Origin of the sequence: Pseudomonas oryzihabitans NBRC 102199 (genome assembly GCF_000730625.1) — a bacterium.
In the GTDB taxonomy this organism is placed as follows: Bacteria; Pseudomonadota; Gammaproteobacteria; order Pseudomonadales; family Pseudomonadaceae; genus Chryseomonas; species Chryseomonas oryzihabitans.
The window spans coordinates 611,127-632,893 of sequence record NZ_BBIT01000002.1 but is presented as its reverse complement, the minus strand read 5'-3'; the positions used below and the strand labels follow the sequence as shown (position 1 = coordinate 632,893).

The window sequence follows — 21,767 nt, the reverse complement described above, 5'->3', positions numbered from 1 at the left end:
GTACGATGAATGCACAGTGGTAACGAAGAGTCGGATTTCGTTTTCGTCGGCGCGGGAATCATGAGTGCGACCCTGGCGGTCATGCTCAAGGAACTGGAGCCCACGAGCACCGTCGAGGTGCTCGAACTGCTCGACGTAGGCGCGGCGGAGAGTTCCAACCCCTGGAACAACGCCGGAACCGGCCATGCGGCCCTCTGCGAGCTGAACTACACGCCGGAAAAGGCGGACGGCAGCGTCGACATCACCAAGGCCCTCAGCATCAACGGTATGTTCGAGGCCTCCAAGCAGTTCTGGTCCTACCTGGTCGAGGAAGGCCACTTCGGCTCGCCGCGCGCCTTCATCAGCCCGGTGCCGCACATGTCCTTCGTCCATGGCGCCAAGGACATGGCCTTCCTGCGCAAGCGCTACGAGGCCCTCAAGGACCACGCCTGCTTCGACGGCATGGAGTATTCCGAGGATCACGCCAAGCTGCGCGAGTGGATGCCCCTGGTGATGGAAGGCCGGCCGGCCACCGAAGCCGTAGCCGCGACCCATGTGGCCGGGGGTACCGACGTCAACTTCGGCGCCCTGACCATGAGCCTGCTCGGTCACCTGCAGACCCGTCCCGGCACCCAGGTCCGCTACAACCAGAAGGTGGTGGACCTGACCCGCGAGGCCGACCAGCGCTGGCGCCTGACCATCGAGGACAGTCGTTCCGGGGCCACCCGCACCCTGATCGCCAAGTTCGTCTTCCTCGGCGCCGGTGGCGCGGCCCTGCCGCTCCTGCAGAAGTCCGGCATCCCCGAGGGCGCCGGCTACGGTGGCTTCCCGGTGAGCGGCCAGTGGCTGCGCTGCGACGATCCGCACATCGTCGAACGGCACCAGGCCAAGGTCTACGGCCTGGCCGGCGTCAACTCGCCGCCGATGTCGGTCCCGCACCTGGACACCCGCGTGGTGGATGGCAAGAAGTCCCTGCTGTTCGGCCCCTTCGCCGGCTTCACCACCAAGTTCCTCAAGCGTGGCTCCTTCCTCGACCTGCCCAAGTCGATCAAGTCGGGCAACATTGGCCCCATGCTCGCCGTGGCGCGGGACAACATGCCGCTGACCCGCTACCTGGTCGGCCAGGTGCTGCAGTCCTTCGACCAGCGTGTCGAGGAACTGCGGGCCTTCTACCCGGCCGTGCGCAAGCAGGACTGGCGCCTGGAAGTGGCGGGCCAGCGGGTGCAGATCATCAAGAAGGACCCGCAGAAAGGCGGCGTGCTGCAATTCGGCACCGAGATCGTCGCCTCCGGCGACGGCACCATCGCCGCGCTGCTGGGCGCCTCCCCGGGTGCCTCCACCTCGGTGTCCATCATGCTGACCCTGGTCGAGCGCTGCTTCCCCAGCCGCTTCCAGAGCGAGGACTGGCAGGCCAAGCTGCGCAAGATGTTCCCGGCCTTCGGTCACAAGCTGGCGGAAGAGCCCGAACTGCTGCGCGAAGTGCGCGAGCGCACCACCCGCGTCCTGCAACTCGACCAGCCGGCCTGACCCCACCTGGATGGCCCACTGGCGTGCCATCCCTGCTCCTGACCTCCCCCCAGCAAAACCGCCCCCTCTCCCCCAGGGAGAGGGCTGGGGTGAAGGGCTATCGGCCTCCGACGCCTGCCTAATCCCCCAGCGCCGCGCCCTCCCGCCGCGGATCGGCGCCGCCCTGCCAACCTGAGCCCATTCGGCGTATCACCTGGATGCCGCTGGTCATCTCGTCTTCGCGTACCTGGTGCCCACGCTGCTCCAGTGCCTGGCGCAAGGCCGGGGTGGTCTCGCCGCGCTCCAGCTCGGTGGGGCCGTTACGGCTGCCGAAATTCGGCAGGCCCGCAGCCGCCTGGGGATCCAGCTGCCAGTCCAGCAAGCCGACCAGGGTCTTGACCACATAGCCGGCAATCTGCGAACCGCCCGGCGAGCCCAGGGCCGCCAGCAGCTCGCCACTCTGGCGGTCGAACACCAGGGTTGGCGACATGGTCGAGCGCGGTCGCTTGCCCGGCTCCACCCGGTTGGCCACCGGCAGGCCCTTCTCCCGCGGCACGAAGGAAAAGTCCGTCAGCTGATTGTTGAGCATGAAGCCCTTCACCATCAGGTGGGAGCCGAAGTAGCTCTCCACAGTGGTGGTCATGGACAGGGCGCCACCCCAGGCATCCGCCGCCACCACCTGGGAGGTGGAGATGCGCAGTGGCGAGCGATCCGGTGCCCAGGCCAGGGTCGGGCCGGGTGGGACCCCCGGCGCGGCCTTGCCCAGGCTGCGCTCACCGACCTGCTGCGCACGACTGGCCAGATACCCGGGATCGAGCAGCCCCTTGACGTTGACCGGCACCAGCTCCGGATCGGCTACGTACTGGGCGCGATCGGCATAGGCCAGGCGCTCGGCCTCGGCGATCAGGTGCACGGCTTCGGGACGCGGCTCCTGGCCCGCCGGCAGCGCGGTCGGTACTGGCCGCAACGGCGCCAGGGCCCAGGCCGGATCACGGGCTTCCAGGGCCTGGAGAATGCCCAGGGTCTGGGCCACGGTGATGCCGCCGGCGGGCGGTCGCATGCCACAGACGCGCCAGCGCTGGTAGTCGGTGCACAGCGGCGTGCGCGTCCTGGCACGATAGCCGGCCAGGTCCTGAAGACTCAGGCTGCCGGGATTGGGGCTCTCCTGCACGGCGCTGGCGATGGCCTGGGCCAGGTCGCTGCGATAGAGCGCTCCGGCGCCCTCCCGGGCGATCAGCGCCAGGGTATCGGCCAATTCCGGGTTGCGCAGCCGGGTACCCACCGGCTTCACCTGTCCCTGGGCATCCAGGTAGAGCCCAGCCATACCCGGTGACTGCTTGAGGAAGGGGTCGTGAAGCAGCTGGTTATGCAGCCGCGGCGACAACGGGAAACCCTCCCGGGCCAGGCGGATGGCCGGCTCGAACAGCACCTGCCAGGCCAGCTTGCCGTGGTCGCGATGCGCCAGCTCCAGGGCCCGCAGCACCCCGGGCACCCCTACCGAACGACCGCCGATCCGTGCCTCTTCGAAGGCCATGGGGCTGCCATCCGGGTGCAGGAAGAGCCTTTCCGTGGCCCCGGCTGGCGCGGTCTCGCGACCGTCGTAGGCCTGGACCTTGCGACCGTCCCAGTAGAGCAGGAAGGCGCCGCCGCCAATCCCGGAAGATTGCGGCTCGACCAGGGTCAGGACCGCCTGCATGGCGATGGCGGCGTCGATGGCCGAGCCGCCCTGGCGCAGGATCTCCCGGCCGGCCTCGGCGGCCAGGGGATTGGCCGCGGCCGCCATCTGGCGGGTGGCTGCGCTGGCCGTCAGCCCGGGGCGGTAACCGGAACCGGCCTCGGGGGCCGTGGGCAGGGAGGTCTCGCGAACCTGGCTACAGGCGGCCAGGGTCAGGGACAGGAAAAGGGGCGTAAAGATCGACAGAGGCATTCGCAAGGGGGGCTCCTGGGCAACGGGGGCTTTCGCCCGCCAAGCCTAGCCCATCACCTGCCCCACCGCCGCCTGTCTGACCTCAGAGCGGCAGGTGACGGTGCAGAAAGCCGCCGCAGAGCACATCCAGCCAGAGCAGCTGGTGCAGGGCGACGATGGCGAAGAACACCAGCCGAAAGCTCAGCTTGACGGTCTTGTGGCGAAAGCGCTGCTGGGCGATCAGGGCGCCCGGCCAGCCGCCGAGCAATTCGCCCAGGTGCAGCATGCGCTCCGGCACGCGCCAACCCTTGTCGCGGGCGCGCTGCTTGTCGTGCTTGTAGAGCAGGTAGGTGGTCACGCTGGCCACCAGATAGAGCGGCATCGGCCAGAGCACCCCGCGGCCGAAGGCCAGCGACAGCATACCCAGCAGGGGCAGGATGAAGACGGCGATCTGTAGCAGCGCCAGCATGTCCTGGCGGGCGATGGCGGCGCGCTGCTGATAGGGCGTCAGCGGCGCTGCCCGCTTGGCGGCCTTGGGGGAAGCATTCTGCGTAGACGCACGAGCCGGCTTACGCCGGCTCTGCTGTTCCTTCTCGGGTTTCACCCGGCCGCCTTGGCCGCGTGCCAGTCGATCCAGCCGAATTGCCAGGTAGCCAGGATCAGCAGTCCGAAGACGATGCGGTACCAGCCGAAGACTTCGTAGCTGTGGTTGCCGATGAACTTCAACAGGGCCTTGACCGCCAGCATGGCGAAAAGGAAGGAGGTGACGAAGCCGACTCCGAACACCAGGACGTCGCTGGCGGTGAACAGGTGACGGTACTTGTACACGGAGTAGACCGTCGCCCCGACCATGGTCGGCATGGCCAGGAAGAAGGAGAACTCGGTGGCCGCCTTGCGCGACAGGCCGAACAGCAGGCCGCCGATGATGGTGGAACCGGAACGCGAGGTGCCCGGGATCATCGCCAGGCACTGGGCGCAGCCGACCTTGAGGGCGTCATGCCAGCGCATGTCATCCACCTCTTCCACGCGGATGCGATGGGTACGCTTTTCCGCCCAGATCATGATCACGCCGCCGATCACCAGGGCAAAGGCCACGGTGATGGGGTTGAACAGGTATTCGTGGATCAGGTCACCCAGGATCACGCCCAGCACCGCGGCGGGCAGGAAGGCGATGATCAGGTTGCCGGTGAAACGCTGTGCATAGGACTTGCGCGGCAGATCGGTGACGATCTCGAAGACCTTGAAGCGGTATTCCCAGACCACGGCCAGGATGGCCGCCAGCTGGATGATGATATTGAAGGCGATGGCCCTTTCCCCACCGAAGCCGATCAGATCGGCAACGACGATCTGGTGGCCGGTGCTGGAAATGGGCAGAAACTCGGTGATGCCCTCGACGATCCCCAGAATCAGCGCCTGCAAGGCACTCCATAGGTCCATGGTATTACTCCATCCAAGTGAAACATTTGCAGGTAGCCGGAGCTGCAGGCTCCGGCGGCAACGGGGTTCGAACCGTGACGCTCCGCAGGGCATGGCCCTTCGCGGTACCCAAGACAGCACGTGCTGAAGTCAGCGCCCGGCACCTTACCAGAGCGAGACCGGTTGAAGAGACCGATAGACGGCCATTAGGTGCCGTACAATGACGAATTCAATCTTTCCGGATGTGAAGCATGTCGTTTCTGGAGTCGCTCACCACCCTGCTGGGCATGTCGCCCGTGGAGCTGCTGGCCGCCGTTCTCGGGGTGATCGCCGTCTGGCTGACGGTGCGCCAGAACATCTGGGCCTGGCCCATCGGCCTGGTGATGGTGGTGCTCTACGCCTGGATCTTCCTGGACGTGAAGCTCTATTCGGACATGCTGTTGCAGTGCATCTATGCGGTGCTGCAACTCTATGGCTGGTGGCAATGGCTCAGGGGCGGCCAGCAGCACCAGGGCCGCGAGGTCACTTCGCTGGCGGCGAAACCCCTGCTGGCCGGTCTGGCCGTTGGCGCCCTGGGCAGCCTGGCCCTTGGCTATCTCATGGGCACCCATACCGATGCCGCCCTGCCCTGGCTGGACGCCGCGCTCACCGGTTTCAGTCTGGTCGCCCAGTTCTGGATGGCGCAGAAGCGCCTGCAGTGCTGGGTGCTGTGGTTCGTGCTGGACGTCATCTATGTGGGCCTCTTCTATTACAAGGGCCTCTACCCCACCGCGATCCTCTATGCGGTCTTCGTCGGCCTGGCGGCCTATGGCTGGCTCGACTGGCGTCGCGCCCTGGCGACCGCGCCATGAAGGTGGTGGTACTGACCGGCCCCGAATCGAGTGGCAAGTCCTGGCTGACGCAGGTGCTGAGCGAAAGGTTCGGCGGTATGCGGGTCGACGAGTACGTCCGCGAATACTGCGAGCGGCACGGTACCGACACCACCCTGGCGGATGTGGAGCTCATCGCCCGCGAGCAAGTGCGCCGGGAAGACCAGGCGCGCGCCGCCGCGCCGCCCCTGCTGCTGCTGGACACCCATCTGCTGAGCAATCTGCTGTGGAGTCGGCTGCTGTTCGGCGCCGCACCCGCCTGGCTGGAGCCGGCGCTGCTGGCTCGCCACTACGATCTGCACCTGCTGCTCGACCCCCGCGACGTCGCCTGGCAGGACGACGGTCAGCGCTGCCAGCCGGAGCTGACCGAGCGGCTGGCGTTCTTCGCCCACTGCCGCGACTGGCTGCAGGCCCATGGCCAGCCGCTGCTGGAAATCGCCGGCGACTGGCCCGAGCGGCAAAGGGCCGCGCTGGCCGCGGTGAGCCGATTGCTGCACGAGGCCTGACCCGCCGGTAGAATGACGTCCTACACCGGAGAACGCCATGCACGACGACGATGCCTCTTTCGCCGACTTCACCCGCGGGATCCGTCCGCTCAAGCAGGATCGCGCCGACACCGGCAAACCGCGCGCCGACCTTGGCCAGGTCGCCCAGCGCCGTGCCGATGCGACCAGGACCACGACCGCTACCCGGGTCGATGGCCTGAGCGATGCCTTCGTCATCGATGTGGGCGCCGAGGACGAACTTTACTGGGGTCGCGACGGTGTCCAGGACACCCAGCTGCGCCGCCTCAAGGGCGGCCAGATCCCCTTCGAGGGTAGCCTGGACCTGCACGGCATGACCGTGGAGAAGGCCCGGGAAACCCTCTGGGACTTTCTCGCCGAGGCCACCCGCCTGGAAATCCGCTGCGTGCGCATCACCCATGGCAAGGCCGCGCGCCTGGACGGGCGCCGTCCGCTGATCAAGAGCCACGTCAACACCTGGCTGCGCCAGCATCCCCAGGTGCTGGGCTTCACCTCCTGCCTGCCCCGCCACGGCGGTACCGGCTCGCTTTATGTCTTGCTCAAGCGCACCATGCTCGAAGGTCGCGACGAGTGACTCCGCGACTCGGGTGACGTCTCATCCGAGCGCCAACCTCCTTATCGACAAACAGGAACCCAAATGTCTCTCGAACAGCACTACTCCTCGATCCTGACCGGACTCGGCGAAGACATCGGCCGGGAGGGGCTGGTGGACACGCCCAAGCGCGCGGCCAAGGCCATGCAGTACCTCTGCCGTGGCTACAACCAGACGCTGGAAGAGGTGGTGGGCGAGGCGCTCTTCACTTCCGACAACAGCGAGATGGTGCTGGTCAAGAACATCGAGCTGTACTCCCTGTGCGAGCACCACATGCTGCCCTTCATCGGCAAGGCCCACGTCGCCTACATGCCCAAGGGCAAGGTGCTCGGCCTGTCCAAGGTGGCGCGCATCGTCGACATGTTCGCCCGCCGGCTGCAGATCCAGGAAAACATGACCCGGCAGATCGCCGAGGCCATCGAACAGGTCACCGGTGCCGCCGGGGTCGCGGTGGTCATCGAGGCGCAGCACATGTGCATGATGATGCGCGGCGTGGAGAAGCAGAATTCCTCCATGGTCACCTCGGTGATGCTCGGCCAGTTCCGCGCCAGCGACGCCACCCGCGCCGAATTTCTCAGCCTGATCAATCGCTGAGTCGGCTGCGACGTCCGCCATCCTGGAGGGTCGAATTCCCGAACCTTCAGGAGACCTCAACGCCATGCCGGACGTCCACAGCCTCACCCTGCTCAGGGCCCAGCCCCAACGCTCCCAGGCGCTGGGCGCCCATCTGCTCGATCTCGCCGCCGTGGCGGTGACCGACGCAGGCTGCCTGGACTACCGGGTGTTCCAGGGCAGCGAGGATGGCGACCTCTGGGTGATCCAGACCCGCTGGGCCTCGGTCGCCGCCCAGGACGACCACTTCAACCAGCCCCATACCCTCGCCTTTCTCGACGAGCTGCCCAAGCTGGCGGACGAGGTGGACCTGTATCCACTGGAGCCGAGAAGACCGGCTGGCACGCCTTGATACGGCTTACAACGTCCTATCGCGGCCATGGCGGTCCGCCGATGCGGCCGCTCCTACAGGGGGTGATGCTTTTGTAGGAGCGGCCCATGGCCGCGATAAAGCTAAGTCAGCTGTCGCGTGACCTCATCAATACTCCGACAGCGCAAAGCTCGTCAGGGCGAAGGTGGGGATGCCGGCGGCTTCCAGGCGCTTGGAGCCGCCCAGTTCGGGCAGGTCGACGATGGCGGCGGCCTCGTGGACCTCGGCGCCCAGGCGGCGGATCAGGTTGCCGGCGGCGACCAGGGTGCCGCCGGTGGCGATGAGGTCGTCGACCAGCAGCACCGAATCGCCGGCGCCGACGCTGTCCTTGTGCACCTCGATCACGGAGTCGCCGTATTCGGTGCTGTAGACCTCGGTCAGCAACTCGGCCGGCAGCTTGCCCTGCTTGCGGAACAGCACCAGCGGCTTGCCCAGTTCATAGGCCAGGATCGGGCCGATGAGGAATCCGCGGGCATCCAGCGCCCCGACATGGGTGAAGGACGCCGAACGATAGCGCTCCAGCAACTCCGCCATGACGGCGCGCAGGCCTTCGGGCGACTGGAACAGCGGCGTGATGTCCCGAAAGATCACCCCCGGCTTGGGAAAATCGGGCACGGCGCGGATGAGGGATTTCAGGGCGGATTCGGAAAAGGACATGGCAAAGACTCTCGGGCGCCGGGCGCCTGGTTGAACACGATTGCACAGTATACCGGGGGCTACAGGGCCGGGGCCAACCTGCCGTCCCCTGGCGCTGAATCGATTCATGTAGTGACTTCCGTTGACAGCTACCAACGAAGCGGACATTCTCGCTTTCGCGCAAACGTTTGCGCGACCACAAGAACCATAAGAATTCGGAGATTCCCCTATGCTGGCCTTTCGCCCTGCCCGCCTGCTGGCGGCTATCGCTCTCACCTCCGCTTCGCTGATCCTGCCGCTCGCCGCCAGTCACGCCACGGCCGCCGAAAAGCCCAAGGTCGCGCTGGTCATGAAGTCCCTGGCCAACGAATTCTTCCTGACCATGGAAGACGGCGCCAAGACCTACCAGAAAGACCATTCCGCCGATTTCGACCTGATCTCCAACGGGATCAAGGACGAGACCGACACCTCCAGCCAGATCCGTATCGTCGAGCAGATGATCGTGTCCAAGGTCGACGCCCTGGTCATCGCTCCGGCCGACTCCAAGGCGCTGGTTCCGGTACTGAAGAAGGCCAGCGACGCCGGCATCAAGGTGGTCAACATCGACAATCGCCTGGATCCCGAGGTGCTCAAGTCCAAGTCCCTGGACATCCCCTTCGTCGGTCCCGACAACCGCAAGGGCGCGCGCCTGGTGGGCGAGTACCTGGCCAAGCAGCTCAAGCAGGGTGACCAGGTCGGCATCATCGAGGGCGTCTCCACCACCACCAACGCCCAGCAGCGCACCGCAGGCTTCAAGGACGCCATGGAAGCGGCCGGCATGAAGATCGTCGGCGTGCAATCCGGCAACTGGGAAATCGACAAGGGCAACGCCGTCGCCGCGGCCATGCTCAACGAATACCCTGACCTGAAGGCCCTGCTGGCCGGCAACGACAGCATGGCGCTGGGCGCCGTCTCCGCCGTGCGAGCGGCCGGCAAGAAAGGCCAGGTGCAGATCGTCGGCTACGACAACATCAAGGCCATCCACCCGATGCTCAAGGACGGTCGGGTCCTCGCTACCGCCGACCAGTTCGCTGCCAAGCAGGCCGTGTTCGGGATCGAAGCCGCGCTCAAGCTGGTCAAGGGCGAGCCCACCGGTGCCAAGGACGGCGTGATCGAGACCCCGGTCGAACTCGTCACCCAGCCCTGATCCGAGGAGAGCCCCCATGTCGTCCGAGGTCATCCTCAGCGCCCGTGGCATCGGCAAGATCTATGCACAGCCGGTACTCGGCGGCGTGGACCTGGAATTGCGCGCCGGCCAGGTGCTGGCGCTCACTGGAGAAAACGGCGCCGGCAAGAGCACCCTGTCCAAGATCCTCTGTGGCCTGGTGCAACCCACCACCGGCGAGCTGAGCTTTCTCGGCCGACCCTATGCCCCGGGCAGCCGCCGTGAGGCGGAAGCCCAGGGGGTACGGATGGTCATGCAGGAGCTCAATCTGCTGCCCACCCTCACCGTGGCGGAAAATCTCTTTCTCGACCGCCTGCCCCGGCGGCTGGGCTGGATCGACCGCCGCCAGCTGCGCGAACAGGCGCGGCTGGCCATGGCCCAGGTCGGCCTGGAGTCCATCGATCCGGATACCCCCATCGCCGAACTGGGCGTGGGTCACCAGCAGATGGTGGAAATCGCCCGCAACCTGATCGGCGATTGCCGGGTGCTGATCCTCGACGAGCCCACCGCCATGCTCACCTCGCGCGAGGTGGAGCTGCTGTTCGAGCAGATCGAGCGGTTGCGCGCCCGGGGCGTGGCCCTGGTCTACATCTCCCATCGCCTGGAAGAACTCAAGCGTATCGCCCAGCAACTGGTGGTGCTGCGCGATGGCCGCCTGGTAGCCGATGCGCCCATGGCGGAGTACGGCACCGACCAGATCGTCAGCCTCATGGTCGGCCGCGATCTCGGCGAGCACCTGGACATGGGCGAGCGCCGGTTCGGGCCGCCGCTGCTGGAGGTCAAGGGCCTGTCGCGCGCCGACAAGGTCCAGGACGTCTCCTTCAGCGTCCGCGCCGGGGAGATCTATGGCATCTCCGGGCTGATCGGCGCCGGACGGACCGAACTGCTGCGGCTGATCTTCGGTGCCGATCGCGCCGACTCCGGCGCGGTTCACCTGGCCGGCAAACCGGTCGACCTGGCCTCGCCGGCCAAGGTGGTACGCCAGGGCATCGCCCTGATCACCGAGGACCGCAAGGGCGAAGGCCTGCTGCTCAGCCAGCCCATCAGCGCCAACCTGGCCCTGGGCAACATGGCCAAGGTCGCTCAGCAGGGCCTGGTCAGCGGCGCCCGTGAAGCCGCCCTGGCCGAGCGTCATATCAAGGGCATGCGCATCCGCTGCAACGACGGCAGCCAGCCCGTGGGCGAACTTTCCGGGGGCAACCAGCAGAAGGTGGTCATCGGCCGCTGGCTCGAACGCGACTGCCAGGTGCTGCTGTTCGACGAACCCACGCGCGGCATCGACGTCGGCGCCAAGTTCGAGATCTATGGCCTGCTGGCCGAACTCACCCGCCAGGGCAAGGCCCTGGTCGTGGTCTCCAGCGATCTGCGCGAGCTGATGCTGATCTGCGATCGCATCGGCGTGATCTCCGCCGGCCGCCTGGAAGCCACCTTCGAACGCCATGACTGGGATCAGGAGCGGCTGCTGGCCGCCGCCTTCGCCGGCTATCGCTCCCGCGAAGCCCTGCTGGAAGAACCTGTCCCGCCGCAACCCCTTTCTCAGGAAGCCATTCGATGAGCAGTCTTCCCGTCACCTCCTCCCGGCGCGCCTTCGGCCTGGGCCTGGGCACCTACGTCGGCCTGGCCGCCGCCCTGCTGGCCATGATCGTGCTGTTCTCCCTGATGAGCAGTCACTTTCTCTCCTATGCCACCTTCACCACCCTGGCCAACCAGATCCCCGATCTGATGGTGCTGGCGACCGGGATGACCTTCATCCTGATCATCGGCGGCATCGACCTCTCGGTGGGTTCGGTAGTGGCCCTGGCCGCCGCCGTGGTAAGCGTCGCCACCCTGGAATGGGGCTGGGGCATTCTGCCCGCCGCCGCCCTGGGCATGCTCTGCGCGGCCCTGACCGGCACCCTCACCGGCAGCGTGACCGTGGCCTGGCGCATCCCTTCCTTCATCGTCTCCCTGGGCGTGCTGGAAATGGCCCGCGGCGCGGCCTACCAGTTGACCGATTCGCGCACCGCCTACATCGGCGATGCCTATGCCTGGCTGTCGACGCCCTTCGCCTTCGGCATCTCGCCCTCCTTCGTCATCGCCCTGCTGGTGATCGTGGTCGCCCAGTTGCTGCTGACCCGCTCGGTGCTCGGGCGCTACCTGATCGCCATCGGCACCAACGAGGAAGCGGTGCGCCTGGCCGGGATCAATCCCAAGCCCTACAAGGTCATCGTCTTCGCCATCATGGGCCTGCTGGCGGGCCTCGCCGCGCTGTTCCAGATATCCCGCCTGGAAGCCGCCGATCCCAATGCCGGCGTCGGCCTGGAGCTGCAGGTGATCGCCGCCGTGGTGATCGGCGGGACCAGCCTCATGGGCGGTCGCGGCTCGGTCATCAGCACCTTCTTCGGCGTACTGATCATCTCGGTGCTGGCCGCGGGCCTGGCCCAGATCGGCGCCAGCGAGCCGACCAAGCGCATCATCACCGGCGCGGTCATCGTGGTCGCCGTGATCCTCGACACCTACCGTAGCCAGCGCGCCAAGAGCAAGGGCTGATGGCGACCATCAAGGATGTCGCCGCCCGCGCCGGCATCTCCTACACCACCGTCTCCCATGTGGTGAACAACAGCCGCCCGGTCAGTCCGGGCGTGCGGGAAAAGGTCGAGGCGGCCATCGCCGAACTGGGCTACGTGCCCAGCGGCGTGGCGCGCTCCCTGCGCAGTCGCGCCACCGGCACCTTCGGCGTGCTGGTGCCCAATGCGGTCAACCCCTACTTCGCCGAGCTGGCGCGGGGGATCGAGGATCACTGCGAACGCCAGGGCTACAGCGTCATCCTCTGCAATTCCGATGACGACGCCGACAAGCAGCTGCGCTATCTGCGGGTGCTCAAGGAGCGCCGGATCGACGGTCTGGTGGTCGCCACCGTGGACGGTGATCCGCGCTTCGCCCGCGCCCTCGCCGGCCTGCGCATCCCGCTGGTGCTGGCCGACCGCCCGCTGGATGGCGTCCAGGCCGCGCATATCCGCATCGATCACCACCAGGGCGGCCTGCTCGCCACCCGCCACCTGCTGGACCTCGGTCATCGGCGCATCGCCTGCATCGGCGGCCCGGCCGACTCTCCCGTCGCCAGCGAGCGCATCACCGGCTACCAGCAGGCCCTGGCGGAGGCCGGTATCGCCCCTGGCGCCATCCAGCGCTGCCCCTTCACCGCCGCCGCCGGCCATGCTGCGGCCCGCGAATTGCTGGCCCGGACGGAGCGCCCCACCGCGATCTTCGCCGGCAATGACACCATCGCCCTGGGCGTGCTGCGCGCCGCCGCCGAACGGGGCCTGAGCGTCCCCGGCCAGCTGTCCGTAGTGGGCTTCGACGACATCGAACTCAGCCGCTATCTCTACCCGGCCCTGACCACCATCGGCCAGTCGATCCGTGACCTCGGCGAACGCGCCGCCCAGCTGCTGCTGGCGCGCCGCGAGACGGTCGGCAGCCCTTCCACCCACGACATCGCCGTACCCCGGCTGGTGCTGCGCGAATCCACCGCGGCGCCCTCTGCTCTGGAGACCTCCCATGCACCCTGACGTCGTCGTCATCGGCAGCCTGAACATGGACCTGGTGGTGCGCACCCCGCGCCTGCCCAAGGGCGGCGAGACCCTCGCCGGCCATACCTTCACCACCGCACCCGGCGGCAAGGGCGCCAACCAGGCCGTGGCGGCCGCGCGCCTGGGCGCCCGGGTCGCCATGATCGGCTGCGTCGGCGCCGATCCCTATGGCGACTTCCTCACCCGCAGCCTGCTCCAGGAGGGCATCGACTGCCAGGGCGTCTCGGTGGCGGCCGAGGTGCCCACCGGCATCGCCTCCATCCTGGTGGACGACCAGGGCCAGAACGCCATCGTCATCGTCGCCGGAGGCAACGGCGAACTGTCCGCCGCTCATCTGCAGGCCCAGGAACGCGTGCTCGACCAGGCCAAGCTGGTGATCGCCCAGCTGGAAGTGCCGCTGGCCACCGTGGGCGACGCCCTCGCCCGCGCCCATGCACTGGGCAAGACGGTGATCCTCAATCCGGCGCCGGCCACCGGTCCGCTGCCGGCCGAGTGGTACGCCCATATCGACTACCTGGTGCCCAACGAAAGCGAAGCCAGCCTGCTGACCGGCCTGCCGGTGGAAAATCTGGAGCAGGCCGAAGCCGCTGCGCGCCAACTGGTCGCCGCCGGCGCCCGTCAGGTACTGCTGACCCTGGGCGGGCAGGGCCTGTTGCAGGTCTCCGCCGACGGCTGCCAGCACCATCCGGCCACCCCGGTCAAGCCGGTGGATACCACGGCAGCCGGAGACACCTTCCTGGGTGGCTTCGCCGCCGGCCTGGCGGAGGGTCTGAGCGTCTCGGCGGCCATCGCCCTCGGCCAGCAGGCCGCCGCCATCGCCGTCACCCGTCCGGGCGCCCAGCCCTCCATCCCCACCCGCCAGGAGCTCGCCCGGTGAAGAAGACCGCTCTGCTCAACATCGCCCTGTCCCAGGCCGTCGCCAGTCTCGGCCACGGCGACCTGGTGGTCATCGGTGACGCCGGCATGCCGGTGCCGCCGGGCACGCCCCTGGTCGATCTGGCCGTGACCCCGGGCGTCCCGGATTTCCTCAGTGTGGTGCAGGCGCTGCTCAGCGAGATGCAGGTGGAAAGTCACCTGCTCGCCGAGGAAACCCTCGAGGTCCAGCCCCCGGCCCTGGCCGAACTGGAGCGTCTCAACGCCGACGGCGCCCTGGGCAGCCGCCGCCTGGTTTCCCATGACGAGATGAAGACGCTGTGTCGCCAGGCGCGGGTGCAGATCCGTACCGGCGAGTGCCAGCCCTACACCAACCTGATCCTGGTGGCCGGCGTCACCTTCTAGCCGGCGGCCCTGCCCAGCAGCTGCCGGGTCGCCTGCAGGTCCAGCGGCCGGGCGAACAGATAGCCCTGGGCATGGCGGGCGCCCATGTCCTTGAGCAGTTGCAGTGCCTGGGCGTCCTCGACGCCCTCGGCGACCACATCCAGGCCCAGCGACTCGGCCATGCGCACGATGGCGCGGACGATGGCGACACTGCGCGTGCTGTCGCCCAGGCGCAGCACAAAGGACTTGTCGATCTTGAGGCCGCGAAAGCGGTATTCGTGGACATAGCCCAGCGACGAGAAGCCCGCGCCGAAATCGTCCAGCACCACCGAGACCCCGTGGCGATCCAGGGCCTCCATGGCCGCCTTGGCACGCTCGGGCTCGGCGACCAGGGCCCCTTCGGTCAATTCCAGGCAGATCCGTGACGGCGCCACGCCGTACGCGGCGAGGATGCTCAGCACCTCGTCGGCGAATTCCGGCTGCACGATGCTGTAGCTGGAGCAATTGACGTGCACCACCGGCCAGTGGGCCTGGGCGGGCTCGGCCAGGGTGGCGGCGATGCGCGTCAGCATGTAGGTATCCAGCCGCCCGATCAGGCGCAGGCCTTCCAGCTCGGGGAGAAAGGCCCCCGGCGCCAGCACGCTGCCATCGGGCTGTCGCCAGCGGATCAGCGCCTCCAGCGCCGCCACGCGACCGGTGCCGACCTCGATGATCGGCTGGAAGAAGGGCTCCAGTTCGTTGCCGTTCTTCAGCGCCTTGCGCAGCGCGCCTTCGCGCACCACCTGGTCGGACACCACCTGGCGCAGTTCCTGGTTGAACACCGCGAAGTTGTCGCGGCCGCCCTGCTTGACCCGGTACATGGCCGTGTCGGCATCGCGCAGCAGGTCATCCGGCTGGCGATGCAGACTGGGATCGGCCACCACGATGCCGATGCTGCAGGAGGCGAACAGACTGTGGTCGTCGATCACCAGCGGGCGATCGAAGGCGTCGATGATGCGCTGGGCGATGGCCACCGGCGAATCCAGGCCGCCACCGGGCACCAGGATGGCGAATTCGTCGCCCCCCAGCCGCGCCAGCAGGTCGGTCTCCCGCAGGCAGCCGGACAGCCGCTCCCCCGCCGCCACCAGCAGCAGATCGCCGAAGGGATGGCCGAACTGGTCGTTGATGCGCTTGAACCTGTCCAGGTCGAGAAACATCACCGCCAGGCCGGCGCCGTCGCGCTCCAGCGCCGTCCAGAGTTCGCCCAGGCGCTGCTGCAAGAAGCTGCGATTGGGCAGCCGGGTCAGGGCATCGTGATTGTTCTCGTACAGCAGTCGGGCATTGGCCGCATCCAGGGCCCGGGTGCGCTCCTGCACCCTGACCTCCAGGGCCTGGCGCGACTGCTGGATGGCTTCCGCAGCGCTGCGCCGGGACAAGGCGGTATCGATGTGGCGCGAGACGAAGGTCAGCAGCTCCTGGTCGCGCTGGCTGTAACGGACGTCTTCGCGATAGCTCTGCACCGCCAGTACGCCGCGCACCTGCTTGCCGTCATAGAGCGGGATGCCCAGCCAGGAACAGGCTTCCGGGGTGCCCTCGACCGGGGTGATCTCGCCGCGCTCGATGAGCAGGCGGGCCTTGTGCCGATCGATGATGCAGGGCCGCCGTTGCCGGATGGTGTATTCGGTATAGCCGCGGCTGCCGCGCCGGGCGACGGGGGCCGCGGCACGGCGCTCATCGGCGAAATAGGGAAAGCTCACCTCGCCCGAGGCGTCGTCGTAGAGGGCGATGTAGAAGTTGTGGGCATAGAGCAACTCGCCGACGACGCGGTGCAGCCCCCCCAGTAATTCCGGCATGTCGGTGCTGGCGCTGGACAGCTCGGCGATGCGGAACAGCGCCGCCTGCAACTGCTCGGCGCGTTCGCGCTCGGCGATCTGCTCGCGCAGCCGGGCATTGACCTCCGACAGCTCCTGGGTGCGCTGGCCCACGGTGGCCTCCAGCGATTCGCGCCGGAGGATGCGATCCAGGGCCATGGCCACGTCACGGGCGATGACCTGGAACAGCGCCTGGTCCTCGGGTCCGTAGCGGCGCTCGCGATCATAGACCTGCAGGCTGAGTACCCCGAAGGTCCGGTCGGCGCCATCCTTGAGCGGGATGCCCATCCAGAACTCGGGGACCGAGCCCTGGCAATAGTAGGGCCCTGACACCTGCGCCGCTTCAATGGCTTCCTTGGGCAGCAGCAGCGGTGTCCCGTGCATGAGCACATAGGCGGTCAGGCAGGGCCGCTCGCGATCCAGCAGCTCGAAGGAGCCGGGCTCGGGGGGACTCTCGTCGCGCTGGTCGAAATAATAGGGATAGTGGATCTGGTCCGAATCGGCATCCTGCAGCGCCAGGAAAAAATTTTCGGCATCGATCAGCGAGACCAGCAGTTCGTGCGTGCGCTGCATGAACAGCTGGCGATCCAGGGTCGAACTGGCCAGGTAAGTGATGTCGTAGAGCACCTGCTGGATGGCCTGGGCCCGCTGCAACTGCAGGCGCTGCAGTACGAAGCCGAATCTCAGGGCCAGGGCGGCGAAATCGGTACGGCCATCGGGACGGGCGAGCAACCAGCCCAGCGGGGTCGGGCCACTGCCGGTGGGATAGCAGCGGAGCGAGGTCTGGGCGGACAGTAGCGCCAGTTCCTCGTCGTCGAGCAATTCCGGCCAGCCACCGGCGTCATTTCCGGTGGCCATGCAAGACCAGTGGCCACGGCGCTGGTACCAGGCCCAGTCAGCGCCCGCAGCCGACGCCCGCAGTTGCGCGATGATCTCGTCCGGCTCCAGCCCCGGCACATTCGGATCCGGCCAGCGTGCCTCCGGCGGCCTGACCGGGCCTACGCCTGGCAGCTGTTCCTCAGCCCCTTTCATGCTGACTCCTTCCCATGCATTCGCCGGATCCTGACACAGATGTCCCTGGCTTCGGCAAGTACGGAATGAACGGTTTGCTCGAGGGGGTGAACGGCAAAGATATGACTAAAGACGCTATTTGGCTAATACAAGAGTTGTACAGCCGACAGGCGCCTGTCCAACAACTCGGCGTTCCAGACAATCCTCTGCCGCTGGGCTTGTAAAACAAAAAGCCCAGGGCTTCCCCATCGATCCGAAAGGCCACCATGAGCCGAATCTCTGGCTAGGCCAGGGCCACTAATAAGCAGACAGAACGCAATCTGGCGGGGCGCTGCAGCCCGTTGTCGCCACTCTCCACGAGCAGGAGTTTTCCATGACCGCTTCCAAGCAAGACAACCTCATCGATTGGCTGCGCGATGCCCATGCCATGGAGGAACAGGCCGAGAAGATGCTCTCCGCCCAGGCCGCGCGCCTGGAGCACTATCCGCAGTTGCGCCAGCGTATCGAGCAGCACATCCGCGAGACCCAGGAACAGCGGCAGGTGATCGAAGGCTGCCTGAGCCGTCACGGCAGCAGCCCCTCGACCCTCAAGGACATGGGCGGCAAGTTGATGGCGCTGGGCCAGGCCATCGGCGGCGCACCCATGAGCGATGAGGTCATCAAGGGGGCCATCGCCGGCTATGTCTTCGAGAACATCGAAATCGCCACCTACACCACGCTGATCGCGGCCGCTGCCGAGATCGGCGACAGCGAAACGCAGCAGGCCTGCGAACGCATCCTCGAACAGGAGAAGGCCATGGCGGCCTGGCTGCTGGAAGACCTGCCCGCCACCACCCGCGCCTTCCTGGAACGCTCCGCCGACCCCGATCTGACCGCGAAGCGCTGAAACGCCCGAGTTATACCGTGACTAGCCCCTGGAGGTTACATGTTCGTCCATAACAAGCGACTGCAATACACCGTGCGCGTGTCCGAACCCAATCCCGGTCTCGCCAACCTGATGCTGGAGCAATTCGGCGGTCCCCAAGGCGAACTCGCCGCCGCCATGCGCTACTTCACCCAGGCGATAGCCGAACTCGACCCGGGCCGCAAGGACATGCTGTTCGACATCGCCACCGAAGAACTCAGCCACCTGGAAGTCATCGGTTCGATGATCGCCATGCTGAACAAGGGCGCCAAGGGCGACCTGGCGGAAAAGACCCAGGAAGAAGCGGACATGTACCGCTCCCTGACCGGTGCCGGCAATGATTCCCACCTCACCCAGATCCTCTACGGTGGCGGCCCGCAACTGATCAACTCGGGCGGGGTGCCCTGGACCGCGGCCTACATCGACACCGTCGGCGAGCCGACCATCGACCTGCGATCCAACATCGCCGCCGAGGCCCGGGCCAAGATCGTCTACGAGCGCCTGATCAACGTCACCGACGATGCCGGCATCAAGGACACCCTGAGCTTTCTGATGACCCGCGAGATCGCGCACCAGAAGTCTTTCGAGAACGCGCTGCACTCCATCCAGCCCAACTTCCCCCAGGGCAAGATGCCACCGCGGCCGGAATTCGCCAGCGTCTACTACAACATGTCGCAAGGCGAAGGCGATATGCGCGGTCCCTGGAATCAGGGTCAGGACTGGGAGTTCGTGGAACAGCCCAGCCCCGCCGTGGACGGCGGCGACGGCCTGGCCAGCGTCAAGCTGCCGCCGATGCAGGCCAAGGCGGTCGAACAGCTCGCGACCCGCACCATGTCGGATCCGAATGCTGCACCGGTAACGGGTGCCGATCTGGGCGCCGGCCTGGCCAAGCAACTCGACAAGAACCGTCTGGAAGAGTGATGTCTAGGCGACGGCGCCCATCGGGCGTCGTCGCCCTCCCCTCGGCCCGATGACCTTTCGTCGGCCCGCTTGCGCGCGCTGCGCTTCCGCACGAACCTGGCCAATTGCCATCGGTCCTACTGCCGTCATCGTAGTAGGGAAAGCCCTGATGGAAGATTATCTCCTGGCGTTCGCCATGGTCGCCCTGACCGCCCTGTTCATAGGTCTCACTACCGTCGGTCTGGTGGAATTCACCTGATGGCGCTTTGCCGCCTTTCGCGCTGAACATTTGCCCGGCGGTGCAGTCTGCCGCTGTGCATTGATGCCATCACGTTGTATGACGTAGCCAGGGACGCCACCATGAAACGCCACGCTTACGCCTTAGCCCTTGTTGCAGCCGCTGTCTGCAGCGCACCCGTTTTCGCCATGGACCAGGATGCCCTGCAGTTCGAGCAGGCCAGCATGGTCGCCTTCAAGAGCTGCGCGAACAAGGCGGTGATCGCCGGAACCCGCATCGGCGATACGGCTCGCTTCTCCGATACCGACAGCTGTGTCGTCCAGGCACTGTCGCAGATCGAGCCGGCCTACCAGAAGGCCCTCACCTCCCTGCAGAACAACGGCACCGCCCGCCGCTGCCTGCAGACCTACTACAGCAACTGGCTGACGCTGATGAAATCCCTGCCGGAGCTGCAGACCAAGCCGCCGTCCTCCGTGCTGCTGACCGCCAACGGTGGCGAGCGCCGCCTCAACCAGTACTGGCAATTCGTGGTCAGCGCTCGCTGATCACGCCCGGGCGTCCCGCGGGGAGCCTTGGCTCCCCGCTCGCGTTTCAGCCGATGGCGATATGCCCCGGCTGCGCCGCTACCCGCGCCAGCCAGGCCTGGATGGCCGGATAGTCGTCCAGGCTGAAGCCGCCTTCGTGGGCGACGTGGGTGTAGGCATAGAGCGCGATATCGGCGATCGAGTAGTCCTCGCCGACTAGGAAGGGCGTGCGCTGCAACTGCTGCTCCATCACCCGCAAGGCCTTGTAGCCGCGCACCAGGCAGACCTCGTACTCCTCCCGGCGCTCCGCCGGCAGCCCCTGGTAGAACTGGATGAAACGCGCCACCGCCACATAGGGTTCGTGACTGTACTGCTCGAAGAATTGCCACTGCAGCACCTGGGTCCGCAGCCGCGGCTCGCTGGGCAAGAAGCGCGTGCCGTCGGCGAGGAAGTTGAGGATGGCATTGGATTCCCACAGGCAGGTGCCGTCTTCCAGCTCCAGCACCGGAATCTTGCCATTGGGATTCTTCGCCAAAAAGGCTTCGCTCTGCGTCTCGCCAGCGAGGATATCGACCTCGTGCCAGCGATACTCCAGGCCGAGCAGGTGCAGCATCAGCACCACCTTGTAGCAGTTGCCGGAACGACGATCGCCATAGACCTGATACATCTCACAGCTCCTTGTCATGGGGGGTGGCTTCCCGGATCACGCTGGCCAGGCGCGCAAGGCCCGTATCCAGCCGTTCGGGCAGCACATGGCTGAAATTGAGCCGCAGCAGACCGCGGTGACGATCCGGTTCGGCGAAGAATGGCTCGCCCGGCATGAAGGCGACGTCCTGCGCCAGGGCAGCGTCCAGCAGCGTACGGGTATCCAGGGGCGTTTTCAGCCGTAACCAGAAGAACAGTCCACCCTGGGGAATCTGCCAGTCGGCGATGTCGCTGAAGTGTCGCGTCAGCGCCCGCGCGAAGCCATCGCGACGCTCACGGTAGAAGGTCCTTACCTCCTCCAGGTGCTGGGCATAGCGCTCACTACCCAGCCATTGCAGCACCTGCCACTGGCTCATGCGGCAGGTGTGCAGATCGGCCGCCTGCTTGAGCGCGCGCAGGGGCTTGAGCAATTCAGGCGAGGCGATCAGGTAGCCCACGCGCAGGCCGGGCAGCAGCGTCTTGGACAGGCTGCCGGTGTGAATCCAGGCGCTGCGCCGGAGTTGGCCGCACAGCGGTCGCGCCGGCGCGCCGTCATAGCTGAGTTCGCGATAGGGCTCGTCCTCGACCAGGGTCACGCCATACTCGTCCAGCAGGGCTGCCACCGCCGCACGGTTGGCTGCGGAATAGCGCACCCCGGAAGGATTCTGGAAGGTCGGGATCAGATAGGCGAAGGCCGGGCGTTGCTCTTCCAGGCGCAGGCGCAAGGCCTCCAGATCCAGGCCCTCCGGCGTCAGACTGACCTCCAGGCACTCGGCGCCAAAGAACTGGAAGCTCTGCAGCGCCGCCAGGTAGGTCGGGCCCTCCACCAGCACCGGGGTGCCGACGTCGAGATAGAGCTTGGCGATCAGATCCAGGGCCTGCTGCGAACCCGTGGTCACCAGCACCTGGTCCGCCGTGCAGTCCAGGCCATAGGCGCGGGCCTGGGCGGCGATGGCCTCGCGCAGCGCCGGCTCGCCCTCGCTCATGCCGTACTGACCCAGGCCGGCCGGCATCGTGCTCCAGTCCACCGCTGGCAGACAGCGCTCGGCCGGCAGCCCTCCGGCGAAGGACATCACCTCCGGGCGCTGCGCCGCCGCCAGGATGTCGCGGATCAGGCTGCTCTTGAGTCGGGTCACCCGTTCGGAAAATGCCATCTGCCCTCCTGTGGCCCGTGGCCTGGTAATGAGTCAAACTACTTGACCGACCCTAATCCACT

At 66.8% G+C, this 21,767-nt stretch carries 22 protein-coding genes; 15 read left to right on the top strand and 7 right to left on the bottom strand.

Annotation, left to right across the window (positions count from 1 at the left end; genetic code table 11):
- The first annotated feature begins 9 nt into the window (after nucleotides 1–9).
- The gene (gene mqo, locus POR01S_RS04380) at nucleotides 10–1,506 is read left to right on the top strand and encodes a malate dehydrogenase (quinone) (protein WP_042134010.1); all 1,497 of its coding nucleotides are present in this window, start codon (nucleotides 10–12) and stop codon (nucleotides 1,504–1,506) included.
- A gap of 118 nt (nucleotides 1,507–1,624) precedes the next feature.
- On the opposite strand, the gene POR01S_RS04375 is transcribed toward mqo, so the two are convergent.
- From POR01S_RS04375 to POR01S_RS04365, 3 genes are all read right to left on the bottom strand, one after another.
- Nucleotides 1,625–3,412, bottom strand: coding sequence for a gamma-glutamyltransferase family protein (locus tag POR01S_RS04375; protein WP_042134008.1), 1,788 nt, complete (start codon nucleotides 3,410–3,412; stop codon nucleotides 1,625–1,627).
- An 82-nt stretch (nucleotides 3,413–3,494) separates the two neighbouring features.
- Entirely contained in the window at nucleotides 3,495–3,995 is a 501-nt protein-coding gene (locus POR01S_RS04370) for a DUF1294 domain-containing protein (RefSeq protein WP_027602228.1), read from the bottom strand.
- Nucleotides 3,992–4,828, bottom strand: a complete 837-nt coding sequence (locus tag POR01S_RS04365) for an undecaprenyl-diphosphate phosphatase (protein ID WP_027599468.1) — start codon at nucleotides 4,826–4,828, stop codon at nucleotides 3,992–3,994. Before POR01S_RS04365 ends, POR01S_RS04370 begins: the two co-directional genes overlap by 4 nt.
- Nucleotides 4,829–5,094: 266 nt before the next feature.
- Between POR01S_RS04365 and pnuC the strand changes: the two genes are divergently transcribed.
- The 5 genes from pnuC to POR01S_RS04340 all read left to right on the top strand — a co-directional run bounded on the left by pnuC (nucleotide 5,095) and on the right by POR01S_RS04340 (nucleotide 7,756).
- Entirely contained in the window at nucleotides 5,095–5,658 is a 564-nt protein-coding gene (gene pnuC, locus POR01S_RS04360; protein WP_027599469.1) for a nicotinamide riboside transporter PnuC, read from the top strand.
- Entirely contained in the window at nucleotides 5,655–6,182 is a 528-nt protein-coding gene (locus POR01S_RS04355; protein WP_042134007.1) for an AAA family ATPase, read from the top strand. Before pnuC ends, POR01S_RS04355 begins: the two co-directional genes overlap by 4 nt.
- Nucleotides 6,183–6,219: 37 nt before the next feature.
- Entirely contained in the window at nucleotides 6,220–6,774 is a 555-nt protein-coding gene (locus POR01S_RS04350) for a Smr/MutS family protein (protein WP_027602225.1), read from the top strand.
- A 63-nt stretch (nucleotides 6,775–6,837) separates the two neighbouring features.
- Nucleotides 6,838–7,386, top strand: coding sequence for a GTP cyclohydrolase I FolE (folE, locus tag POR01S_RS04345; protein WP_027599472.1), 549 nt, complete (start codon nucleotides 6,838–6,840; stop codon nucleotides 7,384–7,386).
- Between the two features lie 64 nt (nucleotides 7,387–7,450).
- Nucleotides 7,451–7,756, top strand: coding sequence for a putative quinol monooxygenase (locus POR01S_RS04340; RefSeq protein WP_042134004.1), 306 nt, complete (start codon nucleotides 7,451–7,453; stop codon nucleotides 7,754–7,756).
- A 126-nt stretch (nucleotides 7,757–7,882) separates the two neighbouring features.
- Here the strand turns inward: POR01S_RS04340 and POR01S_RS04335 are convergent, their stop codons facing one another.
- Nucleotides 7,883–8,431 carry an adenine phosphoribosyltransferase gene (locus POR01S_RS04335; protein WP_017640536.1) on the bottom strand — a complete coding sequence of 183 codons (549 nt, stop codon included), beginning with the start codon at nucleotides 8,429–8,431 and terminating at the stop codon, nucleotides 7,883–7,885.
- 208 nt (nucleotides 8,432–8,639) lie between these two features.
- Here POR01S_RS04335 and POR01S_RS04330 point away from each other — a divergent pair, with 208 nt between their 5' ends.
- From POR01S_RS04330 to rbsD, 6 genes are read left to right on the top strand one after another with little or no spacing between them, the layout of a single operon-like run.
- Nucleotides 8,640–9,596, top strand: coding sequence for a sugar ABC transporter substrate-binding protein (locus POR01S_RS04330; protein WP_007158440.1), 957 nt, complete (start codon nucleotides 8,640–8,642; stop codon nucleotides 9,594–9,596).
- Nucleotides 9,597–9,612: 16 nt separating this feature from the next.
- On the top strand, nucleotides 9,613–11,169 hold the full coding sequence (locus POR01S_RS04325) for a sugar ABC transporter ATP-binding protein (protein ID WP_042134000.1): 1,557 nt from the start codon (nucleotides 9,613–9,615) through the stop codon (nucleotides 11,167–11,169).
- Nucleotides 11,166–12,143 carry an ABC transporter permease gene (locus POR01S_RS04320; protein WP_042133998.1) on the top strand — a complete coding sequence of 326 codons (978 nt, stop codon included), beginning with the start codon at nucleotides 11,166–11,168 and terminating at the stop codon, nucleotides 12,141–12,143. The genes POR01S_RS04325 and POR01S_RS04320 overlap by 4 nt, the downstream gene beginning before the upstream one ends.
- Nucleotides 12,143–13,162, top strand: a complete 1,020-nt coding sequence (locus POR01S_RS04315) for a LacI family DNA-binding transcriptional regulator (RefSeq protein WP_042133996.1) — start codon at nucleotides 12,143–12,145, stop codon at nucleotides 13,160–13,162. The genes POR01S_RS04320 and POR01S_RS04315 overlap by 1 nt, the downstream gene beginning before the upstream one ends.
- Nucleotides 13,152–14,060: a ribokinase gene (gene rbsK / locus POR01S_RS04310; protein WP_042133994.1), complete on the top strand. Its 909-nt coding sequence runs from the start codon at nucleotides 13,152–13,154 to the stop codon at nucleotides 14,058–14,060. Before POR01S_RS04315 ends, rbsK begins: the two co-directional genes overlap by 11 nt.
- Nucleotides 14,057–14,461 carry a D-ribose pyranase gene (gene rbsD, locus POR01S_RS04305; protein WP_027599478.1) on the top strand — a complete coding sequence of 135 codons (405 nt, stop codon included), beginning with the start codon at nucleotides 14,057–14,059 and terminating at the stop codon, nucleotides 14,459–14,461. The genes rbsK and rbsD overlap by 4 nt, the downstream gene beginning before the upstream one ends.
- Here rbsD and POR01S_RS04300 read toward each other — a convergent pair.
- The gene (locus tag POR01S_RS04300) at nucleotides 14,458–17,322 is read right to left on the bottom strand and encodes a sensor domain-containing phosphodiesterase (RefSeq protein WP_255211791.1); all 2,865 of its coding nucleotides are present in this window, start codon (nucleotides 17,320–17,322) and stop codon (nucleotides 14,458–14,460) included. The two genes, rbsD and POR01S_RS04300, sit on opposite strands and share 4 nt — an antisense overlap.
- Before the next feature lie 352 nt (nucleotides 17,323–17,674).
- Between POR01S_RS04300 and POR01S_RS04295 the strand changes: the two genes are divergently transcribed.
- From POR01S_RS04295 to POR01S_RS04285, 3 genes are all read left to right on the top strand, one after another.
- Nucleotides 17,675–18,187 carry a ferritin-like domain-containing protein gene (locus POR01S_RS04295; protein WP_007158447.1) on the top strand — a complete coding sequence of 171 codons (513 nt, stop codon included), beginning with the start codon at nucleotides 17,675–17,677 and terminating at the stop codon, nucleotides 18,185–18,187.
- Between the two features lie 39 nt (nucleotides 18,188–18,226).
- The gene (locus POR01S_RS04290; RefSeq protein WP_042133993.1) at nucleotides 18,227–19,126 is read left to right on the top strand and encodes a manganese catalase family protein; all 900 of its coding nucleotides are present in this window, start codon (nucleotides 18,227–18,229) and stop codon (nucleotides 19,124–19,126) included.
- Between the two features lie 405 nt (nucleotides 19,127–19,531).
- On the top strand, nucleotides 19,532–19,888 hold the full coding sequence (locus tag POR01S_RS04285; RefSeq protein WP_042133991.1) for a hypothetical protein: 357 nt from the start codon (nucleotides 19,532–19,534) through the stop codon (nucleotides 19,886–19,888).
- Nucleotides 19,889–19,934: 46 nt separating this feature from the next.
- Here POR01S_RS04285 and POR01S_RS04280 read toward each other — a convergent pair whose 3' ends face one another.
- Nucleotides 19,935–20,534: a glutathione S-transferase family protein gene (locus POR01S_RS04280; protein WP_042133989.1), complete on the bottom strand. Its 600-nt coding sequence runs from the start codon at nucleotides 20,532–20,534 to the stop codon at nucleotides 19,935–19,937.
- Nucleotide 20,535: 1 nt separating this feature from the next.
- The gene (locus tag POR01S_RS04275) at nucleotides 20,536–21,705 is read right to left on the bottom strand and encodes an aminotransferase-like domain-containing protein (RefSeq protein WP_042133987.1); all 1,170 of its coding nucleotides are present in this window, start codon (nucleotides 21,703–21,705) and stop codon (nucleotides 20,536–20,538) included.
- Nucleotides 21,706–21,767 lie beyond the last annotated feature (62 nt).